A 22,620-nucleotide genomic window follows, 5' to 3' on the forward strand; every position below is an offset into this window, starting at 1 on the left:
CATGCGACGGAAAAAGCGGGAGGTCGCTGATAACCGCTAAGGCTACCAGCTAATAAGAGGTAGCCTTAGATGTTATTCCTGTGAACCAGGTAATTGAGCCAGCATCGACTGGGCGTGTCCAAGGCGTTGTCCTCTCATGATAATAGTGCGCGCATGTTACGCTGAGACGAAAAAGTCGTCAAGGCAGCGCAACCGCGCTACACCGTTTCCAGGCGGGCATAGGCGGCCACCAGCCACTTGATGCCCTGTCCCTGAAAAGCGACCTGCAGACGGCTGTGTTCACCGCTGCCTTCGAGGTTAATAATGGTGCCTTCGCCAAATTTGGCATGGCGTACACGCTGGCCGAGCGCGAAGCCACTGTCGTTTTTCGCCACCGGCGTTCCCATCCGCTGATGGCTGACCGGACGACTGACGCTGGCGCGCAAACGCACCTCTTCCACGCAATCCTCCGGCAGCTCGCCAATGAAACGCGAGGGGCGGTGATACACTTCCTTACCATAAAGACGACGGGTTTCGGCATAGGTCAGCGTCAGTTTTTCCATCGCACGCGTGACGCCAACGTAGGCCAGACGACGCTCCTCTTCGAGGCGGCCACCTTCGTCCAGCGACATCTGGCTGGGGAACATGCCCTCTTCCATGCCGACGATAAAGACCTGGCTGAACTCCAGCCCTTTTGCGGAGTGCAGCGTCATCAGTTGCACCGCGTCCTGCCATTTGTCTGCCTGGCCTTCCCCCGCCTCCAGCGCGGCATGGGAGAGAAACGCCTGCAGCGGCATCAAATCTTCGTCTTCATCCTGATAGCTGAACTGGCGCGTTGCCGTCACCAGTTCCTCAAGGTTTTCGATGCGTGCCTGACCTTTTTCGCCCTTCTCCTGCTCGTACATCAGCCACAAACCGGAATCTTTGATCACCCGGTCAGTCTGCACATGCAGCGGCAGTTCGGCGGTTTCACTCGCCAGTGAGTCCACCAGTTCGCAGAAACGTTGCAGCGCCGCCGCGGCACGGCCAGCCAGCACCTTGTTTTGCAGCAGTTCACGCGTCGCCTGCCATAGGGTCAGTTGCTGCTCGCGCGCCGTCTGACGCACCACATCGAGGGTACGATCACCGACGCCACGCACCGGCGTATTCACCACGCGCTCAAACGCCGCATCGTCGTTGCGGTTAGCCATCAGCCGCAGATAAGCCAGCGCGTCTTTAATTTCCTGACGCTCGAAGAAGCGCATGCCGCCGTATATACGGTACGGCATGCTGCCCTGCAACAGCGCCTCTTCCAGCACACGCGACTGGGCGTTGCTGCGATAGAGAATGGCGCAGTCGTTCAGGGCGTTGCCGTTCTCATGCCAGGCTTTGATGCGATTGACGACGAAGCGGGCTTCGTCCAGCTCGTTAAAGGCACAATAAAGTGAAATCGGTTCGCCATCACTGCCGTCGGTCCACAACTCTTTGCCGAGTCGTCCGTTGTTATTGGCAATCAGGGCGTTAGCCGCTTTCAGGATATTATTGGTGGAGCGATAGTTCTGCTCCAGACGGATGGTTTCCGCACCGGGGAAATCCTGCAAAAAGCGCTGGATGTTTTCCACCTGGGCACCGCGCCAGCCGTAAATCGACTGGTCATCATCACCGACGATAATCACCCGGCCAGTGTCACCCGCCAGCATACGAATCCACGCGTACTGGATGTTGTTGGTATCCTGGAATTCGTCCACCAACACGTTGCTAAAACGCTCGCGATAATGGTTGAGGATATGCGGCTTGTTAAGCCATAGCTCATGCGCGCGCAGCAGCAGCTCGGCAAAATCCACCAACCCAGCACGATCGCAGGCTTCCTGATAAGCCTGATAAATCCGCAGCCAGGTTTGCTCGACCGGATTACCGTAGCTTTCGATATGTTTTGGACGCAGACCTTCATCTTTTTTGCCGTTGATGTACCACATGCCCTGACGCGCAGGCCATTGTTTCTCATCAAGGTTCATCGCTTTGATCAGGCGCTTCAGCAAACGCAGCTGATCTTCGCTATCGAGGATCTGGAAATCCTGCGGCAGCCCCGCATCAAGATGGTGGGCGCGCAGTAAACGGTGCGCCAGGCCGTGGAAAGTGCCGATCCACATGCCGCCCTGGCTGGTGCCGATCAGTTGATCGATACGATGACGCATCTCCGCAGCCGCTTTGTTGGTAAAGGTGACCGCCATAATTGAGTAAGGCGAGCAGTTCTCCACCGACAACAGCCAGGCAATGCGATGCACCAGTACACGGGTTTTGCCACTGCCTGCTCCGGCCAGCACCAGCAGGTTGCTGCGCGGCGCGGCGACCGCCTCGCGCTGTTTGTCATTTAAGCCGTTAAGCAGATCAGAAACGTCCATAAGCACCGTTTTAAAAAGAGAACATCCAGATACTGGATGGATTTACAGATGTTTATTATAGCAGCGAGGTCAGTGATGCCAACTGCGAAATTTCAACGTGTGGCAGCAGTCGCGCATCGTCAATCTGCATCAGGTTGCCGTCACGCAGGTTAATCCAGCATGCCTGCATCCCGGCGCGCAGTGAACCGGCCACATCGGTGGTGAGATCATCACCGACATGCAGAATATGTTCCGGCGCAATGCCTAAACGCTCTGAGGCGAGATGATACATATCCTGCCACGGCTTAGCGCGACCATGCGGCCCGGCGCGCAGCGCAAACTCAAAATAGCAGGAGAGGCCGAGTTTTTCCGGATTGGCATTGCCGTTGGTGATCGCCACCAGCGGGATTTTGTTGCCCAGTGCGGTCAGCGTCGCATGCGTCTCTTCCGGCATCTCCACCTCGCTCCGCCAGCGGTGAAACACGCTCATCACTTCACTGGCACCGACGGTGGCTTCAGCAGCAGAAAGGCCGACATTGATCAGCGCCAGCTCTACCGAGCGACGGCGCCATTCGGACACATCGTGATAAATCTCCGGCTCGCGTACCAGCAATTCATCACGCAGCGCCTGGTAATCCGCCGGGGTGAAATCACCCAATGCCGGGTGATAAGCCTGCAACGCGGCATGGGATTCTGCGGTGGTTTTGCGGATCACCGGATGGTTGTCATATAAGGTGTCGTCGAGATCAAAAGTGATCGCTTTGATCTGACGCAGCGGACGATAAAACTTCATTACGACTTTCCTCGTTTGGCACGCGGATGGGCTGAATCGTACACCGTTGCCAGATGCTGGAAATCAAGATGGGTATAGATTTGCGTGGTCGAGAGATTGGCATGGCCGAGCAGCTCCTGCACCGCGCGTAAATCGCCGCTCGATTCCAGCAAATGGGTGGCAAAGGAGTGGCGCAGTTTATGCGGGTGGATATGGCTGGCAACGCCCTGTTTAATCCCCCACTCGGCGAAGCGTTTCTGCACGTTACGCGCGGAAATACGGCTGCCGCGATTGGAGACAAACACCGCATCATCCTGCGGCGCAAAGCTGTCGCGCAACGGCAGCCAGTGCTGCAGCCAGGTCACGGCAGTGCCACCAATCGGTACCTGGCGCTCTTTACTGCCTTTACCCACCACCCGGACCTCACCGCTGTCGAGATCGAGATGGCGCAGATCCATATTCACCAGCTCCGACAGACGTAATCCCCCGCCGTACATGGTTTCCAGCATGGCGCGATCGCGCACCGCCAGCGGATCGTTGAGGTCAATTTCCAGCAGCTGGTTAACCTCATCGACATCCATATTTTTCGGCAGATGGCGCGCATTGCGCGGAGTAGAGATCCCTTTTGCCGGATTGCCGCTCAACTGGCCTTGTCTGACCTGCCAGTCAAGAAAACTGCGCAGCGCCGACATGCGTAACGCCAGGCTGCTCGGGCCTAAACCCGCGCGACGGCTGCGGGCGGCAATATTCCGCACCTGCGCCGGTTCCAGCTGACTCCAGGCGGTGATTTTCATCTCATCGGCCTGGCTGATAATCACCTTAAGCTGGCGCGCATAATTTTCCTGCGTCAACGGGCTGAGCTGGCGCTCCACTTTCAGGTAACGCAGAAAGCCCTCAACGGCAGGTAGCAGCGGACTGTCACTACTCATGCACGCTCTACCCAGCGTGACAACAATTCCGGCAGCATCAGCGCCAGATGCTGCAGCAGCAGCGTTCCCATTCCGGCCTGATAATGCTGGTTGTCACGGCTGCTGAAGATTAATACGCCCAGCTCACCATGATCGCCCATCAGCGACATCGCTACCGAGCCGATGGCTTTCGCCTGCGGCAACAGCAGCAACAGTTCCGGGCCATTCAGGTGGCCGAGATAATGCTGTTCATTACCGAAGCGCTGAATCCGTAACGGTTCAAACGCCTGGCGTGACAGGCCCAGTTGGGTGAAATCGGACGGCGCGCCAATGTGCCATTTATCGCTGAACAGCCGCACATTCGCACCCGCCAGACCCAGCTCGCGCGCCCAGCGATGCAGACGAGTCAGCATATCCTGCAAACTATCGGCAGTGGCCAGAGTGGCCCTGCAACGACAGCAGACGATCAAACAGCTGATGGTTGGCGGTCGCCTGTTCCATCAACAGGGTGATCTCCTCTTCCAGCTGCTGGATATGGTTGCGTTGCCGCGCCATATGCCACTCAACCAGCGACACGCTGCCGCGTACCGGATGCGGCACCATCATCTGTTCGACCTGGCGCGCATTGCGAATAAAGAAATCGGGGTTCTGACGCAGATACGTGCTGACCGCCTGATCGTCCAGCAGCACCGCGCTGTCGGTCTGCTCTTCGACATTTTTCATAGATGAATAAACCCATCGTAGACGTGTGTGGCTGGCCCGGTCATAAACAGCGGCTGACCGGCCCCTTTCCAGGCAATATGCAGCGTTCCACCGGGCAGATCGACACGGACTTTTTCCGCCAGAATGCCCTGCTGAATACCGCAGGCGACAGCAGCACAAGCGCCACTGCCGCATGCCTGAGTTTCACCCGCGCCGCGTTCATAAACGCGCAGACGAATGTGTTCCCGATTGACCACTTCCATAAAGCCGACGTTCACGCGTTCCGGGAAACGCTCATGGCTTTCCAGAATCGGACCCAGCGTTTCCACCGGCGCGGTTTTCACGCTCTCGACCTGGATCACGCAGTGCGGGTTACCCATCGAGACAGCACCGAACATCACCGTCTGATCCGCAACGCGCAGCAGATACAGGTTCTCGGCTTTGTTGGCCCGGAAGGGCACCTGCTGCGGGTCGAAGTTGGGCTCACCCATGTTAACGCGCACCAGTTCATCATTGGTGACGCTTAACACCATGCGCCCCGTTTGCGTACTGACGCGAATGTCGCTTTTGTTGGTCAAACCTTTCAGCCGGACAAAACGAGCAAAGCAGCGCGCGCCGTTGCCGCACTGCGCCACTTCACTGCCGTCGGCGTTGAAAATACGATAGTGGAAATCGAGGTCCGGATCGTAGGGTGGCTCGACGATCAGCAGCTGATCGAAACCGATCCCCAGGTGGCGATCCGCCAGACGGCGAATCAGCTCCGGCGAAAAAAAGACGTTTTGCGTCACGGCGTCCACAACCATGAAATCGTTGCCGAGACCGTGCATTTTCGAGAACTGCATTTTCTGCTCCGCCGGATTACTCATAGGAGATTAGTTCGCCTGCATACCTGATTTTTGGGTGACCAAACCATTCACATCCGCAGCTGAAGCCGCTTTCTGCTGCTGCTCAGTCACCTGTGTGTTGGTCTTTTGCGGCTGATCTTTGGGCGGGAAATACAGCGGTCCTTTCAGGCCACAGCCTGACAGGCTGACCAGTGCCAGCACCATACCCAGCTGACTTATCAATTGTCTCATTCTGTCTGCTCTTTCTGTCCTTACCTGGATGCTTATCATCGCAGTTGACGTTGTAAAAGCAACAGGAAATACCCGCAATCGCGTTACAGGTCTGACACCTGCCACGCGTGGGCGGGCAGGATCAGTGCATTTGGTAGCGGGGCTGGAAATCGCCGTTGTCGTTGTCAGGCTGTGTGGCACAAAGCTGCGTCAGGGTCTGGCTGCGGAACGGGATCACCTGAAAGCGATCGCCGGTATTCACAATTTGATAAAACTGCGGCAGGTTGAAATTGATAAAACTGGAGCCGTAAGTGAAGCGGTCATGTGATGACGAATAAAAACGGCTGACGTCACGCACCAGTTCCTCTTTGCTGCCTTCGCAATGGTGATACACCTCAACGCGATTGCTTTCATCAAGGATATAAATGTTGAAGCCACGGTCATCATTGGTGTCTTCGAAGAAGAACTGAATAATGCCCTCGCTGGCATAGCCATTCACCACTGGCGGCAGCGGCGTCTGATTCGACTCCACCTTAATCGACAGGCCGTGCAGCTTGTTGTTAGAAATCGCGCCATAGAATTCGACCGCGTTTTCCAGTTTCTGCACCGACACACTCATGCGTTCAAAGAACAGTCCCCAGGTTTGTCCCGCCATACGCAACGCTTTGAAACGGCCCGGCTCCTGACGCGTACTGGAGAGACGCAGTTCGATGCATTCCGACACCAGTTGCTGGACACGGGTACGAATCAGGCCACGCAGATGCTGACTGTAGCAGAACACTTCGACCGTGTCCGGCGGGGCCGCATCCTGATGCATTTTACCGAGAATGGTTTTCAGGGCTTCGATCATCGCCTGCTCACCGCTGAAATGCAGGGTACGCACTTCATTCCATGAGTTACGGTACAGCAGATCGATACTGCCAATCAGGCATTGCTGCTGCTGACCGAAACTGAACACATCCAGCTTACGGAAATCAAAATGCACCACCTGATTGCGGAATGCCGAGGTGGGATCGTGTTCAAGGTTGACGATAATCGCCAGGTGACGAATTTCACACGGGCTGTAGAGCGCTTTCGGCGTCGGTGCCGGTACGCGCAACGGGAAATGATGCGAAACATCATTTACCAGCTCCTGCAAACGCGGCAGGTCACAGAACTCGTTGCCTTTGATATGCAGACGGGTTTTGCTGGTCAGCAGCCCATTGAACCACGCCCACGCCACCAGTTTGTTCAGGTAGCGGTTATATTCCAGCGGCTGATGGCTGATGATGGAACTCATATCCGGCGACTGGTTATACAGATACCAACCCGCACGATTGGCCCGGCCTGCCGGGACATGAATAAAGGTCAGATTGGGTTCTGACAGGTCCGGGGAGATCTGCGGGTTAACCAGCGTCACTTTACCCGGCAGCGCTTCAAACGCGGCATACAGTTTACGCGTCAGCACACCAATATCCTGCGGGCTGGCGCTGACACTTAAATTGTTACGACGGGCAAAGCGGATCAGGTTGCGATAGCTTTGCATCATCGCATCCAGCAATTCATTGTGTGCTTCACGCACGCGTTCGATTTTCCACTGCGCGCGGTTATCCAGCACCGCCAGCTTCTCATCATCCCAGCCCCACTCGCGCACCAGCTGCGATAAAATTTCACGCCGCCAGCCCGAGCGATGATGGTTTTCTTCGCTGGAGAGTTTTTCACAGACTTTGAGATAGAAGCAGCGACGTACCAGGTCGAGACGCGCCAAATCGTCAATGCTGGTAAGGTAGCGCGTCACGCGCTCCAGCATCATGCAGTAAGGATCAAGACCGAAGCAGACGATTTCGCCATCATGCAGGCGTTGCTTGATATCCATCGCCAGCAGTTGAGTGTTGGGATATTCCCAGCTATAGGCTTCCAGCAGCAAGGTTTTCAGCACTGCTTTGTAGGGGGAGTCGATGCTTTTATACAACTGCCACAGGCTGGCACCGAAGTATTCTTCCGCCGACAAGGTGCCGAGACCACCGAGATCGAGCCATTCGTTCGGCGTCAAAACGCCCTGCGCGTAAAGCGACATGACGTAATCATCATAATGATGCTCTTCTTCACCGGGCACCATGTTCCACAGAATGCGTTTACCCGCCATACGCACGGCGGTACGGTAAAACTCATCCAGCAGCAAAATATGTTGGGTCGAGCCGCAATCTTCCGCACCGAGACTGCCGCTTTCGTTATGACGGAAACGGTTCTCATCAATCAGGAAGAAGCTGACTTCCACGCCCATCGAGACACACCACTTCTGCAACAGCGTACATTTACGTTGCAGGTTGAGGCGTTCTTCATTATCCAGCCAGGATTGGTGGCACACCCAGATATCGAGATCGGACACGCTGTTCTGACCGACCGAAGAAGTGCTGCCCATGGAATAGATGCCGGTGATCGGCATTTCGCCTTTGGCATCGGTGCTGAGATTCAGCGGCTGACGACCCGCCAGCTCCTGCAACAGCTGCTGCTGGTTTTCATCAGGCGTGTAAAAGCTGATGCCATGTGGAACGTTACCCTCAAGGTAACCCGGCATCAGCGGATGATGATAATGCAATAATGTTGGCAGCAGACTGTAGACGTGCTGGAAAGCAGGTCCCATCGCAGCCAGCGCACGGTCAACGCGCAGCTGGTTGATAGCATCCAGTCTCTGTTTCAGTGTCTCAATGTAGAGGTACAAGACGTTTCGCCTGATTGTCCCAGTGTTAAGCACCCTGTTTCCGAAATCTGCCACTTAATAATAAAGATGTCGGGCAAATTATTGCTGGAAACGTGATCAATCTAACACCTGGCAGATTGACCGTAAAGAAAGTTGCGCTACTTAACAGTTTAGCACGTTCCGAACTCTACCCTGTGTTTTCGGACTAAGACCACAGAATGTTTCCCGGACATCACGGTGAAATCTGACAGCATTCCCCCATCGATGATAGGATATTCGGTGAACGATCAAAACGGTTAACAGCATGTTAGACAAAATTTTCAGAATTGCTACAAGACAAAGCCCTCTGGCACTTTGGCAGGCACAATATGTCCAGCAGCGCCTGATGGCAGCCCACCCGGGCCTGCGCGTGGAACTGGTTCCGATGGTCACCAAAGGTGATGTCATCCTTGATACGCCGCTGGCTAAAGTGGGCGGGAAAGGGCTTTTCGTCAAGGAACTGGAACTGGCGATGTTGGAAAACCGCGCCGACCTCGCCGTGCATTCTATGAAGGATGTGCCGGTGGATTTCCCTGAAGGACTCGGGCTGGTCACCATCTGCGAGCGCGAAGATCCGCGCGATGCCTTCGTCTCTAATCATTACGACTCCATCGATGCCCTGCCGCAGGGTGCGGTGGTGGGTACTTCCAGCTTGCGTCGTCAATGCCAGCTCAGCGCTCGCCGTCCCGACCTGGTGATTCGCTCACTGCGCGGCAACGTGGGTACCCGCCTCGGCAAACTGGATGCCGGTGAATATGATGCGATTATCCTCGCCGCTGCCGGGCTAAAACGCCTCGGGCTGGAAGATCGTATCCGCCTGGCTTTACCAGCGGAACTGTCGTTACCCGCCGTGGGCCAGGGCGCAGTCGGCATTGAATGCCGTCTCGACGATGCCGAACTGATTACCCTGCTGCAGGCGCTGAATGACGGCGATACCGCCGTTTGCGTACGCGCCGAACGTGCGATGAATACTCGTCTCGAAGGCGGTTGCCAGGTACCGATTGGCAGCTTTGCCGTGCTGGAAGAAGGCGATCAGTTGTGGCTGCGTGGTCTGGTCGGTTCACCTGATGGCAGCCAGATGATCACCGGTGAACGCCGTGGTCCACGCGATCAGGCCGAAAAGATGGGCATTTCACTGGCGGAAGAACTGCTGGAAAATGGCGCGCGCGACATTCTGCGTGAGGTATATCAGGGACAGCCGCCCGCATGACCATCCTCGTGACCCGTCCCGAGCCTGCTGCCAGCGAACTGGTCGCGCGATTGCGAACCCAGGGGAAACTGGCGTGGAGCCTGCCGCTGATTGAGTTCACGCCGGGTCGCGATGTCGATGATTTGCCACAACAACTTTCTGACCTGCAACCGGACGACCTGGTGTTTTTGCTGTCACAGCAGGTGGTGACCTTTGCCCACCCCGCATTGCAGCGCCAGGGGTTTGCCTGGCCCACACAGCTCGATTATTACGCCATCGGTCGCAGCACGGCGCTGGCACTGCACACCGTCAGTAACCTGAAAGTAGACTATCCTCATGCGCGGGAAACCAGTGAAGAACTGGTGCGCCTGAACCGTCTGCAAAAAGTCAGTGGCAAGCGCGCCTTAATTCTGCGCGGCAGTCCAGGCCGCGAATTGCTGGCGGATACCCTGACGGAACGCGGTGTCGATGTCCGTTATTGTGAATGTTATCAGCGCTGTGAAAAGTATTATGACGGCGCGGTTGAAGGTCGTCGCTGGCGCGATCGCGGGATTACGACGCTGGTAGTGACCAGCGGCGAAATGTTACAACAACTGTTTGGGCTGTTTCCGCCAATCGATCGGCGGGAATGGTTATTACACTGTCGGCTGCTGGTCGTCAGTGAACGTTTGGCTACCCTGGCAGCCAGCATGGGCTGGCAGGATATTGAGGTAGCCGATGGTGCCGATAACGATGCGCTGCTGCGTGCGTTACGCTGAACTTAACATTGGGATGAGCCGCAATGACGGAACAAAAAGCCTCCTCCGCCATGGTTGATGAAACTACCCCAGCGGGTAACAACGCTACACCTCCGGCCGGTAAACCGCCTCGCAATAAAAAAAACGATGGCAAGGTACTGGGTGCAGTAGCGATTGTGATTGCGTTGGCGATTGGCGCGGGACTTTACCTGAATGGGAAACACCAGGCCGACTTACAGGCTCAGACTAACCAGGATCTGAACGAGCAGCTGAGTGCGCTGCAACAGCAACTGGGCAGCGATAAACAACAGCTGACGCAGCAACTGGAGAGCGCCAACAGCGCTTTACAGGAGGCGCGTAATCAACAGGACGCCAGCGCGAAGGAGCTTGAAGCGCTGCGGCAAAAAGTCGCCACTATTTCGGGTAACGATACCCGCACCTGGCTGCTGGCACAGGCTGACTATCTGGTCAAACTGGCGGGTCGTAAGCTGTGGAGCGATCAGGATGTCACCACCGCCGCCGCCCTGCTGAAAAGCGCTGACACCAGCCTTGCCGAGATGAACGACCCCAGCGTGATGAATGTGCGTCGCGCCCTGACCCAGGATATCAGTTCCCTATCGGCGGTCAGTCAGGTCGATTACGACGGTATCATTCTCAAACTGAATCAATTGTCGAACGGTGTCGATAATCTGCGTCTGGCCGATAACGACAGCGATGATTCGCCGATGGATGCCGATGGCGGCGAGCTTTCCGGCTCCCTGCATGAGTGGCGACAAAACCTGGCGAAAAGCTGGCACAACTTTATGGATGACTTCATCACCATCCGCCGTCGCGACAACACCGCCCAGCCATTACTGGCACCCAATCAGGATGTGTATCTGCGTGAAAACATTCGTTCACGTCTGCTGATTGCCGCGCAGGCGGTGCCACGTCATCAGGACGAAATCTATAAACAGTCGATTGATGCGGTGTCCACCTGGGTACGCGCCTGGTACGACACTAACGATGCCGCCACCAAAGCCTTCCTTGAGCAACTGGATGAGCTGAGCCAGCAGAGCATATCGATGGATGTGCCCGACACGCTGGAGAGCCAGCCACTGCTGGAGAAACTGATGCAGACCCGCGTGCGTAATTTGCTGGCACAGCCAGCGGTTGCGGCTGACCAGCAGGGAGGCTAAGTATGCTGAAAGTATTGATCCTTTTTCTGCTGCTGATTGCCGGAGTAGTACTTGGCCCGATGATTGCCGGTCACCAGGGTTATGTGCTGATTCAGACGGACAACTGGAATATTGAAACCAGCGTCACTGGTCTGTGCATCATCCTGATCCTCAGCCTGCTGGTGATTTTGTTTGTGGAGTGGGTATTGCGCCGTCTGTTCCGTACAGGCGTCCGCACCCGCGGCTGGTTTACCGGTCGTAAGCGCCGCCGTGCCCAGCGTCAGACGCAAACCGCGCTGATGAAGCTGGCGGAAGGTGATTACAAGCAGGCTGAGAAGCTGCTGTCGAAAGATGCCGACCACGCCGATCAACCGGTTGCTAACTACCTGCTGGCTGCTGAAGCCGCTCAGCAACGCGGTGACGAAATTCGTGCCAACCAACATCTGGAACGTGCAGCGGAACTGGCGCAAAACGATACCATTCCGGTGGAAATCACCCGCGTTCGTCTGCAACTGGCGCGCAATGAGGACCACGCGGCCCGTCATGGCATCGATCGCTTGCTGGAAGTGGCCCCGCGTCACCCGGAAGTGTTGCGCCTGGCTGAACAGGCCTACATCCGTACCGGTGCCTGGGGTGCGTTGCTGGATATCCTGCCATCGATGCAGAAAGTGCAGATTAATAATGACACGCAGCGCGCAGCGTTGCAGCAGCAGGCATGGCTGGGGCTGATGAATCAGGCGATGGCCGACCAGGGCAGCGATGGTCTGAAGCGCTGGTGGCAAAATCAGAGCCGTAAAACCCGCCAGGAAACCGCGTTGCAGGTTGCCATGGCGGAGCATCTGATTGAGTGTGATGATCCGGATACCGCACAATCCATCGTGCTGGATGGCCTGAAACGTCAGTATGACGACCGTCTGGTGCTGCTGATGCCGCGTATCAAAAGTGGCGATCCACAATCGCTGGAAAAAGCCCTGCGCAATCAGATCAAACAACACGGCGCCACACCTCTGCTGCATAGCACGCTGGGCCAGATGCTGATGCGCCACGGTGAATGGCAGCAGGCGGCAGAAGCCTTCCAGGCGGCGCTGGCACAGCGCCCGGATGCCTTTGATTATGCATGGTTGGCCGATGTTTACGATCGCCTGCATCGCCCGGAAGAAGCGGCTAAGATGCGCCGCGAAGGCCTGCTCCTGACGCTGAAGAACAATCCCAGCGCCTGATTTTTTTATGGTTGTATTTTTGTGCACGCCGGGTTCGCCCGGCTTTTTTTTGCGCCGAAATTGAGACCACCGCAGGATTTAGCATTTTGCAGATAAAAAAACACCTGCCAGAAGCAGGTGTAAGATCAGGTCGGTAAGACAACTGATGGTACCCGACTCAACGTAATGTCCTTCTAACTGCAGTAAGGCTTACGCGATACTGCCAGGCTGGACAACGGGTACCGTAAGGGGCTCTGCATCATTCCCAGGTTTATGCAGCATCAGCAGACATAAGAGGTGGAATGAGCATCTACAATTTCATTATTGCATAAGTCGTGCCAGGTTGGCAGATAATGAATTTATTCGTTTTATATCAATGAATTAAAAATAGAAGGGTTTTGGGGTTATCGCATCATGTCGGGAAACCGCGACATGCCGGGATAAAGCTGTCTCTGTCGGGCGACAGGCAATGCAAGGATCTGTAAAAGCATTATAAATCATAAAATTACATGTCGCCATCAGGAGACAACCGACAAAATCACTGATCTATAGACGAAAAAAAACCTGCTCTTAGCAGGTTGTTTTTCATATTAAGATGGTCGGCGAGAGAGGATTCGAACCTCCGACCCACTGGTCCCAAACCAGTTGCGCTACCAAGCTGCGCTACTCGCCGATTTTTATCTATCTTAATATTTTGCCTGGTGCGAAGAGAGGGACTTGAACCCTCACGTCCGTAAGAACACTAACACCTGAAGCTAGCGCGTCTACCAATTCCGCCACCTTCGCATGTCCCAGCAAAATCTGGGGTGGCTAATGGGACTCGAACCCACGACAACTGGAATCACAATCCAGGGCTCTACCAACTGAGCTATAGCCACCATAAATCTTTTTACTACTTAACGCGGTATTTAAAACCACCGAAGCTCTTGCGCACAAACTTAATGGCGCGCCCGACAGGATTCGAACCTGAGACCTCTGCCTCCGGAGGGCAGCGCTCTATCCAGCTGAGCTACGGGCGCGTAGCGCCGTTGCGGATGGGCATACTACGGACTTGGTACCAGACTGTCCAGTGCTTTTTTAATAAAAAAACGCGTTTGATTACGCTTTGTGCATTCCGTCGATAAATGCGGCACTTTCCCCTTCCTGCAACCATGAATTGCTGCATTTATCAGCAATATCAGAGATCGCCGCGCCAGTGATAACCTAAATATTTAAGTAATTTTATCTGGCGACGCCAGCGCGATGGCTGACGAATCAAACGATACAGCCACTCCAGCCCCATTTTTTGCCAGTAGCGAGGTGCACGCGCCACCCGGCCGGTGAAAACATCGTAGGTGCCTCCCACGCCCATATACAGCGCATTGGGGTAATGGGCGCGACAATCGCGCATCAGCAGCTCCTGCCGCGGCGATCCCAGCGCCACCGTCACAATCTGTGCTTTGCTTGCCGCCACACGCGCAAACAGCGTCTCGCGTTGATCCGGGGAGAAATAGCCATCCTGGCTGCCAACGATATTCACATTCCATTGCTGACGCAGCTTATCGCAGGTTTCCTGCAACACCTGCTGATGACCACCAATCAAAAATACCGGAATGCCGCTGCGTCCGGCACGTTCCATCAGGGCTTCCCATAAGTCGGCACCGGCAATACGGTTCACCTTGAGTTGCGGGTATTTCTTCCGTAACGAGCGAACGATGCTGATGCCATCGGCATACTTGAATTCGGCCTGTTCAATCAACTGGCGGACTTCAGCGTCGCTTTCCAGCGTCAGCATTTTCTCTGCGTTGATCGCCACCAGCGTACCGCTGCGCGGTTTATCGTCTGGCAGCAGAAAGTGCAGGAAGGAGGCCATATCCCCGAAAGCGCAGAGATCGACACCACGCACGGGGTAACGCAACGCCTCTTTATTCATCTTATTCAACGTCAGATATCTTCCTGTTACGCCCCGAGTTAAGAGGGGCTGGGTAAAACCGGCTCACCACGCTGACGAATCAGTCCGGCACGATCCAGCAGCCAGTAAAGCAGCTTCGCCACCAGCAAACAGGCAGCAAAAATAATGCAGAAAAACACCACGCGTGAGCCGAACGCATCCAGTCCTTCACGTGCCAGTACAATCATGTTGAACACCGCGCCAAAACAGAAGCTTTGCAGAATGGCTCCGCTATAGCGGTTGGTTTCATTACGGCCACGCGCATACAGGTTATCGAAGCCTTTCATCAGCATCCCCACGGCTATGGCACCCAGCGGTATAAACCCTACGCCGCCCATCACCAGCAGCGACCCCAGCAGCGTCGGCGATATCGCCAGGCCGGAATGGTTATTCAGCACTTCCCAGGTAAAGTAGTTAGCACTGTTCAACACCATCGAAGGACGACCTGGCCACAGCCAGCTGGGAATAAACACATAAAAGTCACGCCACATCGGTGCCAGGCCCTGGAACTCGATCTTGTGATAATGCTGCAATAACAGTGCCAGATTCTCCCACGGCGAGAAGGTATCACGCGTCAGATAGAGGAAGGTGTAAAACGCCTCTTCACCCATCACATCGAGGTTGTAACGACGCAGCGCCAGCCAGAACATACCGCCAACCGCCATCACACCCGCCCCCGCCAGCATCCATAAGGTAATCCAGCCGCGGGTAATACCAATAAACAGGAACAGCGCAAAGGCGATGATGATGTTGGCACGCGTACCGCCGACCAGCGCATAAGTCAGCAAACCAAAAGCTACCGACACCAGCAAAAACAGTAACCATTGGCGTTGTGTGGGATTGAGGAAGTAACGGATCAGCATTGCCGGAATGAAAAAATAGAAGAAGCGCTTGAGCGCAACACCGGACACTTCACTGGAGAAAATCTGGTTGTACGCCGTCAGCCGGAACAGCAACAGGCCGTTGTGCATAAAGAACACCGTGACCGTACCAATCGCCACCAACGCCAGCAGCAGGCAAGTCAGGTTCGTTTCCACCCGATTCATCTGTAGCCAGGGTTTCGGCGGTGCGGCAGTGGCCGGACGTAAGCGTACTTTGTAGCTGACGTAATAAATCGCATAGAAACTGGTAGCGGCCAGCAGCGCTTGCAACAGATACTCCGGCGGCACCACCGCCATATTAAAGCGGAACACCAGAATGCTGGTGAGCGGAAAGCCGAAATAAAAGGTCAGTAAAAACAATAAGGTGAAAAACAGGTGGAAATTAAAACGCACCCGTTTAAATTCCCGCCAGGTTAGGGTCAGAATGAACCCCAGCGAGAACAGATACACCACCAGCAGACCGCTAAACTGCATGAGGGTCATAATGTCTCCGTTTCACTCAGAGTGAGCGCCTCGCGCCACCCTGTCAGATAGCCAGGGGCAAAGAAGGCGATGGCAGAGGGATCGCATTGCGCTAACTGGCGCTGTGCCTCCGCGACCCGCGCCTCATCAAGCGCATCGTCGCTGAACAATACCGGCACCCCCTGCTCGCTGAGATCGCGCCAGAAGGGGTTTTTGCGGTTGAGCACAAACGGAATGCCAGCCTGAATCAACAGACAGATGGTACCAATCCCCTGCTGGCGTTCAAACATAAAATAACCCAGCTGGCAGCGGCTCAGCAGTGCCAGATAAGCATCAAAATCGATCTTATCGCGTAGTAAAGTCACCTGCCCCTGTGGGAACAGCTGCGCGGCAGCTGCGGCAATTTCCACAATATACACATCGTTATCAGCAGGATAGCCCAGCGGCACCACCACCTTCACCCGTTCGCCAAATTGTGCTCTGATCGCCTGTAAACCGGCAATATGGCGATTGCTGCGATCGCCCGAATTGCCCAACAGGATGGTCAGTTCATTATGTTCAGCTGCGACCGGCACCGCACATTCCGGCATCCGCGTCGGGAAATACAGCAGCGACCCCGGCACATGCGGATGACGCTGCTGATAATGGTGCAAATCGCCGCGCGTCGCGAATACGCGCGCCATACGTCCCTGTGCGAGGCGGCGCAGCAGATAGAACAGCCGATACTTCAGGCCACTGCCCTCTTCGTACAAATCGGCACCCCACACGTGCCAGAACGCCTGCCGCCGCCGTAGCTTACCGCTCAGCAATGCCAGCCAGATAGTCGGGTTAAACTGACCGTGGAAAAAGAAGCGTTGCTGGCGATCGGCAGCACGTTGCATCACCGCCTGCGCCAGCGCGCGTTTGTTCGGGAAGGTTTCAATCTGCAGTGACTGATACGCCTGCAATGCTTGCGGGGTTTGCGTCACCACCATAAACCGACGCGGCGTGTTCACCGGCAGCAGGCGGGTGATCACTTCATCAAAGAAGCGCAGCACCGTGTGATTATGATGGGGGATGTCCGATCCCAGCACATGAGTTAACGTCATTTTTTCCGGCAATAAATCGTGAAAGCGCCACAACACAGGGCGAAGTAGCAGATATAGGTCGCCATATAGGCTTGCGCGGCACCTGTTGTGCCATGTAACGGAATCAGCCAGTGGGAAAAGGCCAGCAGCAAGATGAACTGGCTGACTTCAGTCAAAATATAGAAGCGCAGCGAGCCTTTGGCGATCACCAGGTAGCCGAAAACATACGCGCCGACTTTAAACACGTCGCCACACAGCTGCCAGACGAACAGATCGCGCATCGCGGCAAACTTTGTGGAAAACAGCAACCAGATAGCCACGTCACGCAGCAGCCATACGCAAAAGCTGGCGGCCGCCACAGCAGGCAGGACAAAGCGCAGCGCACGCAGAATTTCGCGGGTGATCTGTGGCTTATGCTCCAGCCGTGCCAGAGTTGGCAGCAGCCAGACGCTAAACGTGGCGGTGATAAATTGCAGGTAGGCATCAGAGATACTGGTCACCCCCTGCCACAACCCCACCTGCGCCCAGCCTTGCTGCTGCGCCAGCAGGTTACGCATCATCACCCAGGCCACCGGTAACGTTACCGAAGTGATCAGCGCCATCAGGGTATACTTCGCCAGATTACGTGCCAGTTCCGGCTGCCACACCGGCTGTAACCAGCGCAGCGGCAAGACCTGATGATGACGGCGCAGCATCACCAGCGCCGGAAAAACGATCAGCGCGGGCACCAGCGCCAGGCCAACCAGCGCACCGGCATAACCGCCAACCCACCAGCACAGCACATAGGCCAGCACACCAATCAGGCTGCCCGCCATCAACGCCAGCGCATTACCACGCGCATCGCGAAAGCCTTTCAGCAGCGCCAGCGTCAGGTTGGCCCAGGCGATGCCGAGCTGCAAAAATGCGACGATCCTGACCACGCCCTGATAATGGTCATGGCCGAACAAGGCCCGACTGATGGGAGCCGCCGCCAGCAGGAACACCAGCGCCAGCAGCGTGGAGAAACCCAGCACCAGCGCTGACGCGGTACCGGTGACGGCACGCAACGACTCAGGCTGCTGCTGAAATTGCGCCACATAGGTGGTGACGCCGTTGAAGATACCCGCCCCCGCCAGTACGCCAAGCACGGTTATCATCTGACGAAAGTTACCGGCCTGGCCAACACCTTCCGGCCCGAAACTGACAGCCAGCAGTTTAACCACCAGCAAACCCGCAACAATTTTGACCAGCGTGGACGAGGCGGTCCACACCGAGGCTTTAGCCAACGACATCAGGCAAAAAAGCTCAGCAGAGAGTTAATGACCGTGCGCTGATTGTTGTCCGACAGATTGTAGAACAGCGGCAGACGCAGCACGCGCTCACTCTCAGCCGTGGTAAACACGTCATCACCATGGAAGCGACCAAAGCGCTCCCCTGCCGGTGATGAATGCAGCGGGATATAGTGAAACACGGTGAGAATTTCCGCTTCTTTCATCCAGTTGATCAGTGCCTGCCGATCATGGCTGTCGCGCAGCTTGATGTAAAACATATGCGCGTTGTGGCGACAGCTGTCCGGTACCACCGGCAACGCAATGCGCCCGGTTTCTGCCAGCGGCTGGAGTGCCGCAAAGTAGTTGTTCCACAGGCGTAAACGCTGCTGGTTGATGCGTTCGGCTGCTTCCAGCTGCGCCCACAGATAGGCCGCCTGCAAGTCCGCCATCAGATAACTGGAACCGATATCGCGCCAGGTATATTTATCCACCTGACCCCGGAAGAACTGGCTACGGTTGGTGCCTTTTTCGCGGATGATCTCCGCACGTTCTACCAGCTTTGCCTCATTAATCAGCGTCGCACCGCCTTCACCACCCGCAGTGTAGTTTTTGGTTTCATGGAAGCTGAAGCAACCAATATGGCCGATGGTGCCCAGCGCACGGCCTTTGTATTGCGACATCACGCCCTGCGCAGCGTCTTCAATCACATACAATTTATGCTTCGCCGCCAGCGCCATGATGGTGTCCATTTCGCAGGCCACCCCGGCGTAGTGCACCGGCACGATGGCGCGGGTTTTGCTGGTGATCGCCGCTTCAATCAGGGTTTCATCGATGTTGAGGGTATCGGGGCGCACGTCAACGAAGACGATGGTCGCACCGCGCAACACAAAGGCATTGGCCGTAGAAACAAAGGTGTAGCTCGGCATAATCACTTCATCACCGGGCTGGATATCGATCAGCAGCGCGGCCATCTCCAGCGAGGCGGTGCAGGAGGGGGTCAGCAGAACTTTTTTGCTGCCGAAGTGTTGTTCCATCCACTGCTGACAGCGCCGGGTAAAGCCGCCATCGCCGCACAATTTGCCGCTGGCCATCGCCGACTGCATATATTCAATTTCGCTGCCCACCACCGGCGGGGCATTAAATGGGATCATGTGCGTTCCTGTAAAACCAGTAGGCGGTGCTTTCGAGCCGCGCACCGCTGCGTAAATAGAGGCGCATCGCTGCCAGGTTACTGAGCTGGGTGGCAACACGCAGGCGATTGAGCTGGCGTACCCGCCCCCAGTCCGCTGCCGCCAGCAGTAGCCGCTGACCAATCCCCTTGCCCTGCGCTTCAGGCAACACCGCCAGCAGGCCGATGCGCGCATCGTCGTTCTGTTCGCGTATCGAGACAAATCCCTGTAACACGCCCTGTTCATCGCAGGCGATCAGGCATTGGTTATCAAAGGTGCCGCGCACGGCGTTTTCAATCCATTGCGCATAGAAGCGGCTGCTGTCATCGGCGTGAAACCAGGGCGCACGAAAGCGGCTCAGGCGGAACGCCGTCGCGGCGGCAGCGCGCAGCTGCGGGATCTGCGCTTCACGCGCGATACGCACACCGGTTTGTCGTTCGGTACGCTTAATGTTGATGGCAAGGTCAGCTTCTCCTTCCACCAGCTGGAAACCGTGCAGACTGATGGCATCAATCACATCGTTACGTTCAGCGGCCACCTTCATTTGCCAAAGCGCACAGGGCTGTTGCAGCGCCAGCGTCAGCGGCGTATCGCCATCAGGATCCAGCCGAGCCGTCTGCACGGCGAAGAAACCGCTTTCCCACGGCAGGGGATTAATACTGACGCTGACGGACATAGCGGGTAACCCAAAATTGTTTCATCGCCAGACTCCTTTGGTATCGACAATCCACGACTGCGTCACCTGTGCTGCATCAATGGCGCGAAATGCGGCGTGATCGACCAGCATCACCAGGATATCGGCGTGTTGCAGTGCCGCCGTGGTGGTCATCAGCGTGGCTTCACGGCTGAGGCGTGCAGGGATCTCGCTGATATGCGGTTCCACCACCCAGGTGGTACCGCTGTGCCATTCGGCAATCAGGTGCGCTACCGTCATCGCCGGACTTTCGCGCAGATCGTCAATATTGGGTTTAAACGCCAGACCGAAGCAGGCGATGGTGATATCACTGGCGCGCTTACCGCTGGCCGTCAGACATTCCGCCAGCTGCTGTTTTACCTGATCCAGCACCCAGCGCGGTTTGGCATCGTTAACTTCCCGCGCGGTGCGGATCAGTCGCGCCTGCTGCGGATTTTGCGCCACGATAAACCAGGGATCGACCGCAATGCAGTGGCCGCCAACGCCCGGGCCAGGTTGCAGGATATTGACGCGCGGATGGCGATTCGCCAACGCAATCAATTCCCAGACGTTAATCCCCTGTTCGGCGCAAATCAGCGATAGTTCATTGGCAAAGGCGATATTGACGTCACGGAAGCTATTTTCCGTCAATTTGCACATCTCAGCAGTACGCGCGTTGGTTTCCACGCACTCACCGCGCAGGAAAATCCGGTATAGCTCACTGGCTCGCGCGGAACAGGCGGGCGTCATGCCACCAATAACCCGATCGTTATCAATTAACTCCACCATCACTTTGCCTGGCAGCACGCGCTCCGGACAATAGGCGATGGCGACATCCACCGCCTCACCGTGTTGCGGGAAGCGCAGGTCCGGACGCGCCGCCGCCAGCCATTCAGCCAGTTGCTCGGTGGTACCGACCGGTGACGTGGACTCGAGGATAACCAGGTCCCCGGCTTTTAACACCGATGCAATGGCGTCAGCCGCTGCATGGACAAAACTGAGATCCGGTTGATGATCGCCGATAAAAGGCGTCGGTACCGCAATCAGAAACGCATCGGCCGCTTCGGCCTGCATGGTCGCACGCAGATGGCCGCTGTGGACGGCATCACGTACCACGTCACCCAGTTCCGGTTCCACGATGTGGATTTCACCACGATTAATAGTGTCGACCGCGCGGGCGTTGATATCGACGCCCACCACGTTTATTCCCCGGGAAGCAAAAACGGCTGCCGTCGGCAGCCCAATATAGCCCAGTCCAATAACGGAAATGGTTTGAAAACTCATGGTTATGCTCTGTGATTTTTGAGGGCCTGCAAAATGCGTGCGCAGGCCTGGCCGTCGCCATAAGGGTTGTGCGCATGGCTCATCGCCAGCCAGGCGTCTTCGTTGTCCAGCAGCTGGCTGACTTCAGCGACAATTTTGTCAACATCGGTGCCAACCAGTCTGACCGTACCGGCAGCCACCGCTTCCGGACGCTCGGTGGTGTCACGCATCACCAGCACCGGCTTGCCTAGTGAGGGGGCTTCTTCCTGAATACCACCCGAATCGGTGAGGATCAGCCAGGCCCGGTTCATCAGCCAGACAAAAGGCAGGTACTCCTGCGGCTCAATCAACACGATATTTTCGATGCCGCTCAGAATGCGGTTCACCGGTTCGCTGACATTAGGGTTGAGGTGCACCGGATAAACGATTTGCACCTGCGGATGCTGGCGGGCAATGTGCGCCAGCGCACTGCAAATACGTTCGAAACCGCCGCCAAAACTCTCACGCCGATGGCCGGTGACCAGCACCAGCTTTTTATCCGGGTTGAGGAACGGATAACGCGCCGCCAGCCTGGCATTGAGGTCGGCATCATCCAGCACGCGATCGCGCACCCACAGCAACGCATCAATGACGGTGTTCCCCGTGACGAAAATGCGCTGATCCGGCAGATTTTCATGCAGCAGGTTTTGGCGCGAGTTTTCGGTGGGCGTGAAGTGATAACTTGCCAGATGGCCGGTCAGGGTGCGGTTCGCTTCCTCCGGCCACGGTGACATCAGGTTACCGGTACGCAGACCCGCTTCCACATGCCCCACCGGAATTTGGTGATAGAACGCCGCCAGGCTGGCGGCCAGCGTGGTGGTGGTGTCGCCATGCACCAGGACGACATCGGGCCTGAAGTCAGCCAGCACGGTTTTCATGCCCTGCAAAATACGGCAGGTGATCTCTGTCAGGCCCTGCTCCGGGCGCATGATATTGAGATCGTAATCGGGTTGCAGGTTGAACAGACGCAGCACCTGATCGAGCATTTCCCGATGCTGCGCCGTGACGCACAGGCGTGACTCAAACGCAGCATCCTGCGCCAGCGCCTGCACCAGAGGTGCCATTTTGATCGCCTCAGGACGAGTGCCAAATACGGTCAGAACTTTCAC

19 protein-coding genes, 4 tRNA genes and 1 pseudogene are annotated in these 22,620 nt (G+C 56.2%); 4 read left to right on the plus strand and 20 right to left on the minus strand.

What is annotated here, in order from left to right:
* Positions 1–65: 65 nt before the first annotated feature.
* The 8 genes and pseudogenes from ysgD to PW844_RS19450 form a co-directional block, all read right to left on the minus strand.
* Complete coding sequence (gene ysgD, locus PW844_RS29485) at positions 66–122, minus strand: YsgD/CorL family protein (protein WP_367187768.1); 57 nt, start codon at positions 120–122, stop codon at positions 66–68.
* Between the two features lie 75 nt (positions 123–197).
* Positions 198–2,360 carry a DNA helicase II gene (gene uvrD / locus PW844_RS19420; RefSeq protein WP_084871719.1) on the minus strand — a complete coding sequence of 721 codons (2,163 nt, stop codon included), beginning with the start codon at positions 2,358–2,360 and terminating at the stop codon, positions 198–200.
* Between the two features lie 55 nt (positions 2,361–2,415).
* Positions 2,416–3,132 (minus strand): 5-amino-6-(5-phospho-D-ribitylamino)uracil phosphatase YigB, encoded by a 717-nt coding sequence (yigB, locus tag PW844_RS19425; protein WP_299455398.1) that lies wholly within the window; start codon positions 3,130–3,132, stop codon positions 2,416–2,418.
* Positions 3,132–4,040, minus strand: coding sequence for a tyrosine recombinase XerC (gene xerC / locus PW844_RS19430; RefSeq protein ID WP_084871717.1), 909 nt, complete (start codon positions 4,038–4,040; stop codon positions 3,132–3,134). The genes yigB and xerC overlap by 1 nt, the downstream gene beginning before the upstream one ends.
* A pseudogene (locus PW844_RS19435) lies at positions 4,037–4,742 on the minus strand (DUF484 domain-containing protein). The gene xerC and the pseudogene PW844_RS19435 overlap by 4 nt, the downstream one beginning before the upstream one ends.
* Positions 4,739–5,563, minus strand: a complete 825-nt coding sequence (gene dapF / locus PW844_RS19440) for a diaminopimelate epimerase (RefSeq protein WP_084878255.1) — start codon at positions 5,561–5,563, stop codon at positions 4,739–4,741. The pseudogene PW844_RS19435 and the gene dapF overlap by 4 nt, the downstream one beginning before the upstream one ends.
* Positions 5,564–5,593: 30 nt before the next feature.
* Positions 5,594–5,797: a lipoprotein gene (locus PW844_RS19445; RefSeq protein ID WP_299455406.1), complete on the minus strand. Its 204-nt coding sequence runs from the start codon at positions 5,795–5,797 to the stop codon at positions 5,594–5,596.
* 121 nt (positions 5,798–5,918) lie between these two features.
* On the minus strand, positions 5,919–8,477 hold the full coding sequence (locus tag PW844_RS19450; protein WP_299455408.1) for a class I adenylate cyclase: 2,559 nt from the start codon (positions 8,475–8,477) through the stop codon (positions 5,919–5,921).
* 283 nt (positions 8,478–8,760) lie between these two features.
* On the opposite strand from PW844_RS19450, the gene hemC reads away from it, so the two are divergent.
* The 4 genes from hemC to hemY are packed head-to-tail and all read left to right on the plus strand — an operon-like array spanning position 8,761 to position 12,798.
* On the plus strand, positions 8,761–9,705 hold the full coding sequence (gene hemC / locus PW844_RS19455) for a hydroxymethylbilane synthase (RefSeq protein WP_299455410.1): 945 nt from the start codon (positions 8,761–8,763) through the stop codon (positions 9,703–9,705).
* Positions 9,702–10,442 (plus strand): uroporphyrinogen-III synthase, encoded by a 741-nt coding sequence (gene hemD / locus PW844_RS19460; protein ID WP_084871712.1) that lies wholly within the window; start codon positions 9,702–9,704, stop codon positions 10,440–10,442. Before hemC ends, hemD begins: the two co-directional genes overlap by 4 nt.
* Positions 10,443–10,465: 23 nt before the next feature.
* The gene (gene hemX / locus PW844_RS19465; protein WP_299455413.1) at positions 10,466–11,599 is read left to right on the plus strand and encodes a uroporphyrinogen-III C-methyltransferase; all 1,134 of its coding nucleotides are present in this window, start codon (positions 10,466–10,468) and stop codon (positions 11,597–11,599) included.
* A 2-nt stretch (positions 11,600–11,601) separates the two neighbouring features.
* On the plus strand, positions 11,602–12,798 hold the full coding sequence (gene hemY, locus PW844_RS19470) for a protoheme IX biogenesis protein HemY (protein ID WP_299455415.1): 1,197 nt from the start codon (positions 11,602–11,604) through the stop codon (positions 12,796–12,798).
* Positions 12,799–13,373: 575 nt separating this feature from the next.
* Here hemY and PW844_RS19475 read toward each other — a convergent pair.
* The 12 genes from PW844_RS19475 to wecB form a co-directional block, all read right to left on the minus strand.
* Positions 13,374–13,450, minus strand: a tRNA-Pro gene (locus PW844_RS19475).
* Positions 13,451–13,476: 26 nt separating this feature from the next.
* Positions 13,477–13,563: transfer RNA gene (locus PW844_RS19480), tRNA-Leu, on the minus strand.
* Positions 13,564–13,579: 16 nt separating this feature from the next.
* Positions 13,580–13,655 (minus strand) — tRNA-His (locus PW844_RS19485).
* Positions 13,656–13,719: 64 nt separating this feature from the next.
* Positions 13,720–13,796 (minus strand) — tRNA-Arg (locus PW844_RS19490).
* Positions 13,797–13,954: 158 nt separating this feature from the next.
* A complete protein-coding gene (gene wecG, locus PW844_RS19495) occupies positions 13,955–14,689 on the minus strand; it encodes a lipopolysaccharide N-acetylmannosaminouronosyltransferase (protein WP_299455793.1) in 735 nt (244 codons plus the stop codon).
* A gap of 38 nt (positions 14,690–14,727) precedes the next feature.
* On the minus strand, positions 14,728–16,071 hold the full coding sequence (wzyE, locus tag PW844_RS19500; protein WP_299455416.1) for an ECA oligosaccharide polymerase: 1,344 nt from the start codon (positions 16,069–16,071) through the stop codon (positions 14,728–14,730).
* On the minus strand, positions 16,068–17,138 hold the full coding sequence (locus PW844_RS19505) for a TDP-N-acetylfucosamine:lipid II N-acetylfucosaminyltransferase (RefSeq protein WP_299455417.1): 1,071 nt from the start codon (positions 17,136–17,138) through the stop codon (positions 16,068–16,070). The genes wzyE and PW844_RS19505 overlap by 4 nt, the downstream gene beginning before the upstream one ends.
* Entirely contained in the window at positions 17,135–18,388 is a 1,254-nt protein-coding gene (gene wzxE, locus PW844_RS19510; protein ID WP_299455418.1) for a lipid III flippase WzxE, read from the minus strand. Before wzxE ends, PW844_RS19505 begins: the two co-directional genes overlap by 4 nt.
* Positions 18,388–19,518 (minus strand): dTDP-4-amino-4,6-dideoxygalactose transaminase, encoded by a 1,131-nt coding sequence (rffA, locus tag PW844_RS19515; protein WP_299455419.1) that lies wholly within the window; start codon positions 19,516–19,518, stop codon positions 18,388–18,390. The genes wzxE and rffA overlap by 1 nt, the downstream gene beginning before the upstream one ends.
* Positions 19,505–20,212: a dTDP-4-amino-4,6-dideoxy-D-galactose acyltransferase gene (gene rffC, locus PW844_RS19520; protein ID WP_299455421.1), complete on the minus strand. Its 708-nt coding sequence runs from the start codon at positions 20,210–20,212 to the stop codon at positions 19,505–19,507. Before rffC ends, rffA begins: the two co-directional genes overlap by 14 nt.
* A gap of 21 nt (positions 20,213–20,233) precedes the next feature.
* Positions 20,234–21,493 (minus strand): UDP-N-acetyl-D-mannosamine dehydrogenase, encoded by a 1,260-nt coding sequence (gene wecC / locus PW844_RS19525; RefSeq protein WP_299455423.1) that lies wholly within the window; start codon positions 21,491–21,493, stop codon positions 20,234–20,236.
* Between the two features lie 2 nt (positions 21,494–21,495).
* Positions 21,496–22,620, minus strand: a complete 1,125-nt coding sequence (gene wecB, locus PW844_RS19530; protein ID WP_299455425.1) for a non-hydrolyzing UDP-N-acetylglucosamine 2-epimerase — start codon at positions 22,618–22,620, stop codon at positions 21,496–21,498.

The sequence above is a fragment of the Pantoea sp. genome (genome assembly GCF_028283705.1).
Lineage (GTDB): Bacteria > Pseudomonadota > Gammaproteobacteria > Enterobacterales > Enterobacteriaceae > Pantoea.

Bases quoted from the DNA above. Each gene is read 5' to 3' on its own strand.
- dapF (WP_084878255.1), bottom strand. From the start codon at position 5,563: ATGCAGTTCTCGAAAATGCACGGTCTCGGCAACGATTTCATGGTTGTG.
- hemD (WP_084871712.1), top strand. From the start codon at position 9,702: ATGACCATCCTCGTGACCCGTCCCGAGCCTGCTGCCAGCGAACTGGTC.
- yigB (WP_299455398.1), bottom strand. From the start codon at position 3,132: ATGAAGTTTTATCGTCCGCTGCGTCAGATCAAAGCGATCACTTTTGAT.
- hemY (WP_299455415.1), top strand. From the start codon at position 11,602: ATGCTGAAAGTATTGATCCTTTTTCTGCTGCTGATTGCCGGAGTAGTA.
- xerC (WP_084871717.1), bottom strand. From the start codon at position 4,040: ATGAGTAGTGACAGTCCGCTGCTACCTGCCGTTGAGGGCTTTCTGCGT.
- wecC (WP_299455423.1), bottom strand. From the start codon at position 21,493: ATGAGTTTTCAAACCATTTCCGTTATTGGACTGGGCTATATTGGGCTG.
- rffA (WP_299455419.1), bottom strand. From the start codon at position 19,518: ATGATCCCATTTAATGCCCCGCCGGTGGTGGGCAGCGAAATTGAATAT.
- PW844_RS19505 (WP_299455417.1), bottom strand. From the start codon at position 17,138: ATGACGTTAACTCATGTGCTGGGATCGGACATCCCCCATCATAATCAC.
- hemC (WP_299455410.1), top strand. From the start codon at position 8,761: ATGTTAGACAAAATTTTCAGAATTGCTACAAGACAAAGCCCTCTGGCA.
- rffC (WP_299455421.1), bottom strand. From the start codon at position 20,212: ATGTCCGTCAGCGTCAGTATTAATCCCCTGCCGTGGGAAAGCGGTTTC.
- wzxE (WP_299455418.1), bottom strand. From the start codon at position 18,388: ATGTCGTTGGCTAAAGCCTCGGTGTGGACCGCCTCGTCCACGCTGGTC.
- wecG (WP_299455793.1), bottom strand. From the start codon at position 14,689: ATGAATAAAGAGGCGTTGCGTTACCCCGTGCGTGGTGTCGATCTCTGC.
- hemX (WP_299455413.1), top strand. From the start codon at position 10,466: ATGACGGAACAAAAAGCCTCCTCCGCCATGGTTGATGAAACTACCCCA.
- PW844_RS19445 (WP_299455406.1), bottom strand. From the start codon at position 5,797: ATGAGACAATTGATAAGTCAGCTGGGTATGGTGCTGGCACTGGTCAGC.
- wzyE (WP_299455416.1), bottom strand. From the start codon at position 16,071: ATGACCCTCATGCAGTTTAGCGGTCTGCTGGTGGTGTATCTGTTCTCG.
- uvrD (WP_084871719.1), bottom strand. From the start codon at position 2,360: ATGGACGTTTCTGATCTGCTTAACGGCTTAAATGACAAACAGCGCGAG.